Annotated in this window: 2 protein-coding genes; both read right to left on the bottom strand. The window is 58.7% G+C overall.

Going from position 1 to position 2,385, the window contains the following annotated elements; all coding sequences use genetic code 11:
• Positions 1-529: 529 nt before the first annotated feature.
• Positions 530-2,119 carry an IS66 family transposase gene (gene tnpC, locus GAO09_RS00045; protein ID WP_153352042.1) on the bottom strand — a complete coding sequence of 530 codons (1,590 nt, stop codon included), beginning with the start codon at positions 2,117-2,119 and terminating at the stop codon, positions 530-532.
• 52 nt (positions 2,120-2,171) lie between these two features.
• On the bottom strand, positions 2,172-2,385 hold a 214-nt coding region (gene tnpB, locus GAO09_RS00040; RefSeq protein WP_153352041.1), incomplete at its 5' end, for an IS66 family insertion sequence element accessory protein TnpB.

Genomic DNA, 2,385 nt, shown 5'->3' with positions numbered 1-2,385 from the left:
GTGGCCGGATTTTACTCCGCCCCTACGACGTGATTATCACGCCGCTACCGTGGCAGACTTTTGCACCGCCGCTCTCACAGCTTCGCGCGCATGCATAAGGTCAGCGCAATTTCCTGGCTGCCGATCCCGGCTTTGGTCGGCCCGATAGTCGGGCCGCCGATCGGTGGCGTTCTCGTCACCGATCTGGATTGGAGATGGATTTTCTACATCATTTGTTCCGACCGAAATGGTCGGAATAGTCGTTGTCTCGCTCCATGTTCGGAATTTCAAAGGTGCTGAGATTACGTCCTTTGACTGGCGGTTTTTTTCCTGCGTGACATATCACTTGGCGGGCTCCCTTTCGGCTTCGAACTGGCAAGCCAAGCGGGAGAAAGGCCTGACAGCCACCACCCTGATTGCAATCAGATGCACGGTCAGTATTATTTATCTGCGGCAGGCACGACACCAGTCGTAAGCGCGATTTTCCATGCACATTGACGTAGGCGGCATCACCGGATCGGCCCCGTTTGCGAAGCGATATCCGGGTCTATCAGTTGGCTGAGGTTTTGGAGAAGCTGAACGGAAGCAGGTCGTCGATGTCGTCGGCTTCGTGGCGCTGAGGCAACTCAGCGAGCACGTGGCGCAGCCAGATGAGTGGGTCAACGCCACAGGCGCGGCAGGTCAGCATCAGACTGTAGATCATAGCACTGGCTCTGGCTCCGTCAGCGGTATCGCTGAACAACCACGATTTTCTTCCGGTCGCAAAAACTCTGATGTCGCGTTCCAGAATGTTGTTATCGATCGGCATCCTGCCGTCGCTGAGGTAGCGCGTCAGGTAATCCCATTGGTTCAGGGTGTAGGAGACGGCATCACCGAGCTTGGTATCCGGCACGACCTTCGGCGCGATATTGTCGAGCCATGACTTGAGTGCGTTCAGGACAGGCAAGCTGTGGTGTTGTCGGAAACGGCGAATGCAATCGGCCTGCGTTTCACCGGCTTCGGGCTTTTTGTCTCGCGCCTGCTTTTCGACCCTGTAGAGCTGCTCGAAGAACCGGAGCGCCTGTTCCGGTGGTCCGCCTCCATTCTTCCGGGTTTTGAGAGCCTCGACGAAGCGTCGCCGTGAATGAGCCATGCATCCGACATGGGTTGCGCCATGCAATGTGCGCCAGGCTGTGTAGCCGTCGCTCACCAATATGCCGCGGTAGTGGCCGAGAAAGGCCTGCGGGTGGACCTGGCCGCGGCCCGGCTGGTAGTCGAGCAGTACAATTGGCTCGTCACTGTCCTCGCTGCTGCGGTAAGCCCACATGTACGACGTGCTGGTGGCTTCCTTGTTCTTTTCCTTTAGCACCTGAACTGTTGTCTCATCGCCATGAATGAGAGGCTGCGACTGAAGCTTCAGCCTCAGCACATCGTAGATGCGATGCAGATGCCTCTCGCTTGAACCGATCACCCAGTGCGCGAGAGCACCCCGGCTGATCGGAACGCCGGCCCGTTTGAACGTTTGCGCCACGCGGTAGAGCGGTGTGCCGTCGACGTATTTGTGGACGAGCGCGAAGGCCAGCGTCGAGGCGGTGGCGATGCTACCCGGCAAGGGTTGCGGCGGCATCGGTGCGATTACCACAGGCGTGTTGATCCCGGTGCGGTCGCAATGGCGGCAGGCGTATTTGAACCGCACATTCTGCAGAACCTTAGCCTTGACCTCGATATGGAGCTGCTCGGTCACGGCCTCGCCCATACGATGCATTTGGCCATTGCAACAAGGGCAAGCTTTCTGATCGTCGGGAAGGTCGTATTCGACACGCTCGCGCGGCAAGTCTTCCGGCAGAGGTTTGCGGCCTCGCTTTTTAACCGCGACACTCTCGACTGCTGGCAGGCCTGTATCCGGGAGGTCGGCGACGTCGTCGCCATCATCAGGACCATCCGCGTCTGCGGCCTCTTCGGCTTCGTTGAAGAGGCGATCGACGTGCTTTTCGCTGCGGGGTGCAAATCGATGCAGCCTTGCGAGCGCCAGTTCTTCTTCCAGCTTGACGACCCGTCGCGAGAGCACTTCCTTCTCGGCCTTGAGCGCAGCGATTTCGGCGGCATTTGCCGCCAACTGCGCCATCAGCTCTGCAACGCTCGGTTCGCCGGTTCGGGTCATCCCGGTTTTGAATCTGAACCGCGTCGCCGCGTCAACAGATCAACGCGTCACCTCAACCGGCGATCTGATATTGCCGCACGGGATGGCGGATCATCGCATCGATATCGATCCCGTCGAGAATCCAGTGCAGTTGCTCGGTCGTCAGTGTAACCACCGCCACCTCTTGGCGCGGCCATCTAAACTTATCCTCCGTCAACCGCTTCAGCACGAGCACAAAGCCTGACCGATCGAAGAACAGCAGCTTCATCCGGTCACGTCGGCGATTG

Source organism: Endobacterium cereale (assembly GCF_009617585.1).
Classification (GTDB): Bacteria; Pseudomonadota; Alphaproteobacteria; order Rhizobiales; family Rhizobiaceae; genus Neorhizobium; species Neorhizobium cereale.
Note: the sequence above shows the minus strand (reverse complement) of the source record. Positions and strands in the feature narration are given on the sequence as shown.